The following is a 7,503-nucleotide window of genomic DNA, read 5'->3' on the forward strand; positions in this document are numbered from 1 at the left end:
AGTTATGTAAAGGAGGAAGGACAGATGTCGCTTCAAAATAGGATTATGCGAGGTAGTGTTGGGGAGAATGGCGGGGCCTCCGAGAGAAATTGGATTGTTTTGCCTCTTATTGTGTCCATTCTTTTTGTTGTTTATACCATTGTGGCTATCCCGACCAAAGTTACCCTGCCTGCCAAAACAATGGTTTTTGCGGACAAGTGGTTGTTAAAACCCATGGGTGTAACGATTACTGCGAATGAGTACACTATGGTAGGAGGTTCGTTTTACGCTTATCAAATGCAGGATGCAAATGGCAAAGTTGTAGGGTGGGTTAGCAGGATTGGTTTCAGCGACAACACCTTTTTGGCGTTCGCTCCTGTAATAAGCTGGCTTTTGTTTTCTTTGGCGCTATTTTCATGGAGTGTGCGTATTAGCGCTCCAAGACAGTACGGTCCTGCCAGCGCGCAAGCAACATGTTCGGACAACCTAAACGCCGCTATTCAGGATTTGGTTTTTAACTATAGCACGAGAGTTAATCTAGACCACCGTTTTATTTTGGATGCGGGGCGCGCTATTGGGCGACATTTAATTGGTTGGCGTCCCGCGCAGTTGCTTATGGAATTCAAAAACTTCATAAGCACAAGTTTGGCGCCCAAATATACGGTGGAGCAATTTGTGGTGGGTATTGGAGTGTGGAGAGACGATTTTAACAGAGCGCTTGGTCTGTACAATTCGGGCGAGTTGTTGTCCGTTGATGAATCGCGTGAGGTTTTGGATTTAGATGCGGGTTTTCTTGTGTCTGATGAAGACAGGAGACGAGCGACGGAACTATTTGTTTCAAGGTCTATTCCTTATGTGATTCTGGCGAAGATTAAAAAGTTGTATTTAGTTGTGGAAAGTATTTCCTTTACTGCGCAACAATCGCCGGATTCTGTGGCGAAAATTGAAGAGCAGAGGAGGGAACGGGCCCGTTTGGAGGAACTGAAGATTCAACACGCCCCTCCAGAAGTAGATATTGTAGAATGGGGGAGAAAAACGAAACATTGGCTTGAAGATAGGAATCCTACCCCTGAGGAAATAGAACGATTAAGTATCCAGTTTGCGAGACAGCAAGGAGCGTTGGCGATTCCACGCAAAGCAAGCGCGGAAGAGGCTCAAGCTCAAGCGGATAACACCAAAGCGGATGCCGCTTCCCGAACGACTAGAACTCTTTCAGAGTTGATGGAACGTCTCACTATTGGGGATACTTCTTTGTTTGGGGCCATTGGTTCTTGGCTAATGAGAAGGGGGGGCAGTTAATGAAATATGTAACCGCAATTTTCAAGGGTTGGATTTTTCTTTACGCGGTGCTCAATTTCTATTACCATCTTTTCGGTCGGTTTCTTGAAGTGAAGTTTTGGCTGTTTTTTGTGAAAAGAGATTACCTCGTCCTGCTGAAAAGACCTATTCAAGTTTCTGTAGCGGGATGGCTACTTATTTTCGCTATTGCTGTAATACTGTGGTTTTTTGGCTACTGGCCTAAATCTCGTCCTCATCTTACTTTGATTGGGTATGGGTTTGTGGTTATCCTTCTGTACTTCTACATTCCTGCGTAGGAAAGAGGTGATGCAATGTTTGGGATTTTCGCGAAGATAAAGTTTCTTTTCTTTCTGTTGTTGCTGGCTCTCCTGCTACTTGCGGGAGTTTTGGTCTGGCTATCTCTAACCCACCCCAAGGTAGTGGAGCTTTTGTTCCACACTATTGCTGGGGGAGGGAAATTGGACCCGCTTTCGCTTTTGCAAGAGCAGGGGAGAGGGTTGTTGGAGATTGCGAGGGACAAATTGCCTTGGTAACTATCTAACACCGGGTGTTGGATAGTTATGTCATTAGGAGAAATTGAGAGAAGTGATGGATTGTGGGCGCCTGTTCTGATTCCGTTATACGGAGCGGGCGCCTTTTCTTTTTAATTTAACGATCGGGTTTTGGAATTTTTTGTGAGATTGCTTCGTCCCCTTCGACAAGCTCAGGGTTCCTCGCAATGACGGGGAGTTAAATTCCAAAACCGGATTGTTAAAATCGCCTAAACAGCGACGCGGGATACAATGACATAAATCTTTAACCCCCGAAGTTAAAGATTTGTGAAAGGAGATGACAAAATGAGAGACGGGGTTAGAGGTAGTAGAAGTAGTGGGGGTAGTAGAGGTAGAGGTATTGGGGTGGATTTGGAAGAAACGCTTGCGCAGATTCTTGTTGATGGCGGTGTTTCGCCAAAGAAGGTTATGTCCATTGTTGAGAAAATCTTGCAGGTTGTTGATGGTTGGGCGAGCAGGGATACTAGAAAGCAATATGTGTCCCAACTGTGGCGAGACCTTGCTTGTGTTCAAAAGGAAAAGCGCTTAGCTGTCCTTATCAATGTTCTTAAGGTTTGCGGTTTGCCCGCTTTAACTGAAGAAGAACAGGCGCAATTAAGCGGGTTTAGGGGAAATGCGTTGTTCCATCTCCGAACGGTGGGACAAACGATAGTAAGAGATTTGTCCAACTCAAGTACAAGACCCGCTACATTGATTGTTTTGGTAATGTTGGGTATCTTTTTGTTTGGGACTTTTTCAGGTACCTTCTCGCAACTTGCGCGTTCTTTATTCGCTATTGGCCGAAGCGCAAACGCAGTATCGCAGGCGGCAATGACTGCCCCTCCTGCAGGCAACGCAAGTTTTGAAGAAATGCCCACATTGCCTGTGAACAATAAGCCGACACCAACGCCAAATCCAACGCCTACTCCTGTTCCAAAACCCATTCCAAAGGCGCTTTTGCCAAAAGGCGCAAGTGGGGGGTATATGGGGGTGTCGCCAATGCCGGATGGAGAACGGAAACTCTTATCCGAGGGTCTATCCACTTTGGCGGGGTTTGCGTTTGGGGACACGGCTGTTAAGGGGGTGGGTCCTCTCTGGCGATCGGTTGTTAACCGCAATGAAGAAAATAGGTTATCGCCTAATTCTTCTGTTTTATCGGAGTATGAGGAGAGAATGGCGTTTTATAAATGCCAGTGCGCTACTCCTTTAACTCCTGAATGTCGCAAAACCACTAATATCCCAGCCGAAAGCGGGAGTTGGTACGATTGGTTCGTCACGCTTGCTCCTTTGTATAACCTTACGGAGGAAGAAAGCGGGTATGTAACGGGAGCGATGATACTTTGCGAACTGGTCAATCAAGTGAGTGACCTTTGGCCTATTCCGGCAAATTCCGCGGAGTATGGCAGGTGGATTATGGAGAGGCGAGACCCCGAAACCCAAAGGTTTTGGGCGGATGTTCTAATCTCCGCTCCCGAACTTTCACAGTTTAGAGAGTTGTGGGAGTTTTCTGGCCTAAACCCAGAAACGGACGACCCGTTTGGGGAAATTATCACCAGCATTGCCAGTGGTGGGGAACTTACGCCTTTGCCGGAGACGAAAGTTAAGGATGTTGAAGTTCCTGAGCTTGAGAGCGCTCCTGTAGAAAAAGAACCTACCTCCGAGCCGACTGAAAGTGTTCAAAAGCCTGTAGAGGAGTTATCGGAAGGCGGGCATATTGGCTCTGTTATTGAAGCTATGCGCGCTAAAGTGCAACGCGGGGTATTTAGGGTGGGAGTGAATTCCAACAGTAGTGGCGGGATGTTTCTAGGTACGGGGTTTTATGTTGTGAAAGCGGGGAAAACCTACATTGTAACAAATTATCATGTGGTTAGCTCTGGATGCCCCTGCTTTATTGTGGATAGGAATGGAGGAAAGCGGGAGCTAAATCCTTTAACCTCGGAAGGAAGTAGCCTGTTGGATATGGCAGTATTTGAGCCGAAAGGTTGGGATATTCCCGCTGACGCGTACATTTTTAAGTTGGGAGATGACCCTGTGGAAGGACAACTTGTTTGGTCCACAGGTTACCCTGGTGGTTCGGCGGACAGTTTTGTGTTTAATTCTGGGGATGTGGTAGCGGTGGACACCTTATTGGGTAAGGGGGCGGTGGAAGGGGTTATAGTTACTAATGCCCAAGGAGATTATGGAAGTTCCGGCGCTCCGCTATTAGATGAGAACCTAAATGTTGTGGGGATATACTCCGGCGCGGCATCTTCTGACTCCGGAAAGACTTGGGAAGGGAAGGGATACGCTTTTCCTGTTTCAAGAATTGACGCGCTTTTGTCAACAGTGTTAACAAAGTGAATAAGTGGGGTCAGACCCCAAAAGAGAGGAGGTTCAAAATGCCACTTAGGCTTCAAAGTCAAAGGACAACTACTGCCCGTTCTCGTTCCCAAGCGAGAGCCGCGTCCCAAGATGTTAAAGGGACGGAAGGGCAAGGGTCTAGTATTGTCAGAACGCTTGGTTGGGGGGCAGGAGCGTTGTTGGGTTTGTCTTTGCTTGTTGGCATTCTGCCACATTCTTCCGTGCTACCCGTAGCTCCGCCCGTGGGAGTTTCGGCGCCGGTTCTTGCAAATGCGTCCAACCCTTCATTTGCGCCTTTGCCACAAGGACAAAGCGCGTCCTCGTCCATAACTGCGCCTAGCGCGGGTACGGGGAATTTGGCGGATCCTAGAGCAGGAACTTTGCCAAATGCGGGGGCGGAAAATTTAACGGGGGCAGAGAGTGTTCCTAACGCAAACACCGCGCCGAACCCAAGCGCGAACACCAGCCCGAGTCAGGCGTATCATCCGCAAACACAGTTAGGTGGCGGGGGAGGAGGAAATGGGTACCCCTCTCCGCCTGCAACCAACGATTTGGGAGGCTTGCCTTGCTATAGCAAAGGTGGCCCACCCGGAAACTACAGTTCTTATGTGGTTTTAACGGGACCCGTTCTTACTCCGGATTTCTGCTCGGGATTTAATTCTTTGGTTAATAAAGCCAAAAAGGGGATTTTGGAAAATCCCGAATCGTTGGCCACCATTGTCTATCATCCCGCGTACACCTCCAAAGACGGAATGTTTTTGTCGGTGGGAGGGGGTTTGGAGTATCTGCAAAGGTATCAAGAATCCCCCGGCGGGTATGATTTGTTTTTCAGTTATGGGCAGGGAGCTTGTTTTATAGATGAGGCCTACCCAATGTCGCGGGACGCTATTGAAGTTTTGTGGTACATTCTGCGCGGAAATTTTGACCTGTTCGCCCGTTTTGCCGTTATTCCAGAACAGGAAAGGGCAAACGCTCTTAAAAATCGGCTAACGGCGCAAGTAACGCAAAAGCCGAGCAATTTGGTTTTGGCAAATGCGGATGAGGCCTACAAAAGGCTAACGGATATGGCGGGGTTTTATCCGGTTTCTTTGCAAGAATTGCCTAAAGACCCAAGTTTGGCTACGGATGCGGGATACATTTTTATGTCTCTGCCGATGGTTATAAACTATGGCGGGGACACCTCGCCTTATGGCAATACGGTTAAACTGCCTGCGGGAGTGGGGTTTGTACTCCCCTCTGTTTTTAAGGGGGTGGTTACGGCAAAAATGTCTAACGGGGAAGTGTACACATACACCTACCCCGCTCTTCCCGCAATTGTAGGAAGTTATACGGTTCCCAAGCTGATGTATTTTGCGGTTCCTATTGCAGGTGAAGTGGAATGGACAGTAGTTATTTTCAGCGAATCAGATAGTTGGGAATTTGTTGTTACTACAATACAAAGATAAATTTATCGTCATTGCGATTCCGAGCTTTAGCGAGGGAGAAGCAATCTAGATGAGATTGCTTCGTCGCAAGCTCCTCGCAATGACGAAGGGAAAGACCGTCCCTCGCCAATGACGAGGTGGTTGGGGGACCCGCCGCAAACTTCGTATGCAGGCGGGTAAAGGAGGGGAGATGGCACAGACTGCGCCGAGAAGGCGAGAACGAGAAATGGCTCGCGCTTCTCCGCAAGCTTCGGCGCGGGAGAGCGCGTCTAGTCCAAATAGTCCAAAAGTTGCTAAGGCATTTGCTTGGGTAGGGGGTGCTATAGTTGCGGGAAGTTTAGCGCTAGGGACGATTGCTCGCTTTGTAGGAGCGCCGTCTGCGGCCCCGTCCATCCCGCCAGTTGCGCAAGTGGCGCCCCCGAGTTTTCAGCAGGTGCCGTCGGCTCCTCTCGCGCAAGCGCCGGCTCCGGCCCCGGCTCCTGTGGCGGGGAATCCGCAAGCAGTGGCGCCGCAAGCGCCTAATATCTCTGCTGGGGCGGAAGGGGGTGTATCTAGCGCTAACCCCTTGCCACAGCCGGCAAGTGGCGCGGAGTCGTTGACAAGTCCGAATTCTAATGTGGGTAGCGCGCCTTCGCATAACCCAAGTCCTGCCGAGATACAGGGGCCGCAGATTAACAGTGACCCGAGTCCGAATACGGGTCCTAACGCTAACACTAACCCTAATACAGGGGCAAATCCCGCGCCTAATTCGGGGCAGGAATCTGCGCCGCAAACGCAGTCTCAGCCACCTGCGCAAAGTAACCAGCCCCCGCCTAACAACAATGGACCTCCATCGGGGGTGGGGAACAATACGATTTCTAATAAGGTTTGCCTCGCGCCCTACACGCCTTGCGGCCAGCCATTCAGTCCGCAAAGAATGAAGGCAAGAATAGAGCTTGCCAAAAGGGGAGAATTGCCCGCTCCTGCTTATTATACCCTGCAGGTTTTTTACCCGCCAACAGGCGAGTACAAAACCATCTCAAGCGAGGCGGATTTGGCGACTTTGCGAGATTCCAATCCCGATGGTTGGTTGAGTTTTATGGCCTCTTATGGACAGTTGGAGGCCTCGCGTTACATTAACACTCTAAGCGTCTCCGAAGGGTTGGGAGGGGAATTCGTGTTTGGGTTTTGGTACTCGGATATCGCTCTAAAGATTTTTTGGGCGGACCTAAACGAGTATAGTTTTAAGACGCGGATTGCTTGCGATATAGAACAGCAGGCAAGCGCCCCGCCTTCGCGATTTGTGATAAGTATTCTTAACAACGAAAACTTGCCGGTGATTTCGTTTGAGGAAAGCTATCAACGGAGTCATGGAGGAAGGTACCCGGTAAGCGCAAGCTACATTAACTCTTTGACAATCAAGCAATTGATTGACGAGGGGTATATTTGGCTTGTTAATGACTGGCATACTTTGGAGTTTACAGGTAACGCCAGTTACGGTATTCCGAATGGATTTGGGCTAGTTCTGCCAAATACCATAGGCGCTAAATTTGATTATTTGGTTTGGCGGTATGCCGACCCAAGTACGGGAAAGCCCCCTTGGGCGGTGGGGTTTGACTTTTCGCCTGTTCCCCCGACAAATGGAATGGCGGGACCCAACCTTATGGTTATGGCGATTGACGAACCGGATGTATTCGCCAACCATATAATGGGTTCGGAAACGGGACCCATTTTGCCTCTGCAATGGACGGTGGCTTTTGAGGGCAAGCGGGATTCGTTGGAAGTTAAGTTTGATATAAGCGCGGTGGTTGATTGGAATATCAATCCCGCCCATAAGGTGGTGAGATGACGACTTTGAGGGACTGGGAAGAAGTTTGCAGGAACACTTTCCAGTCCCTAGTCCAGTTTGGGGAATAAAGGTCATTGCGAGGAGGAACGAAGTGACGACAAAG

At 49.2% G+C, this 7,503-nt stretch carries 6 protein-coding genes; all 6 read left to right on the plus strand.

The features are described 5' to 3' along the window. Window positions 1-24: 24 nt before the first annotated feature. A complete protein-coding gene (locus tag KJ678_04025; protein ID MBU1017299.1) occupies window positions 25-1,278 on the plus strand; it encodes a hypothetical protein in 1,254 nt (417 codons plus the stop codon). Then, complete coding sequence (locus tag KJ678_04030; GenBank protein MBU1017300.1) at window positions 1,278-1,574, plus strand: hypothetical protein; 297 nt, start codon at window positions 1,278-1,280, stop codon at window positions 1,572-1,574. Before KJ678_04025 ends, KJ678_04030 begins: the two co-directional genes overlap by 1 nt. A gap of 15 nt (window positions 1,575-1,589) precedes the next feature. Then, a complete protein-coding gene (locus KJ678_04035) occupies window positions 1,590-1,811 on the plus strand; it encodes a hypothetical protein (GenBank protein ID MBU1017301.1) in 222 nt (73 codons plus the stop codon). A gap of 285 nt (window positions 1,812-2,096) precedes the next feature. Beyond that, a complete protein-coding gene (locus KJ678_04040; protein MBU1017302.1) occupies window positions 2,097-4,148 on the plus strand; it encodes a serine protease in 2,052 nt (683 codons plus the stop codon). A gap of 38 nt (window positions 4,149-4,186) precedes the next feature. Next, on the plus strand, window positions 4,187-5,593 hold the full coding sequence (locus KJ678_04045; protein MBU1017303.1) for a hypothetical protein: 1,407 nt from the start codon (window positions 4,187-4,189) through the stop codon (window positions 5,591-5,593). Window positions 5,594-5,762: 169 nt separating this feature from the next. Continuing rightward, a complete protein-coding gene (locus tag KJ678_04050; GenBank protein ID MBU1017304.1) occupies window positions 5,763-7,400 on the plus strand; it encodes a hypothetical protein in 1,638 nt (545 codons plus the stop codon). Window positions 7,401-7,503 lie beyond the last annotated feature (103 nt).

Source organism: Patescibacteria group bacterium (assembly GCA_018817085.1).
GTDB lineage: Bacteria > Patescibacteriota > WWE3 > CG2-30-40-12 > CG2-30-40-12 > CG2-30-40-12.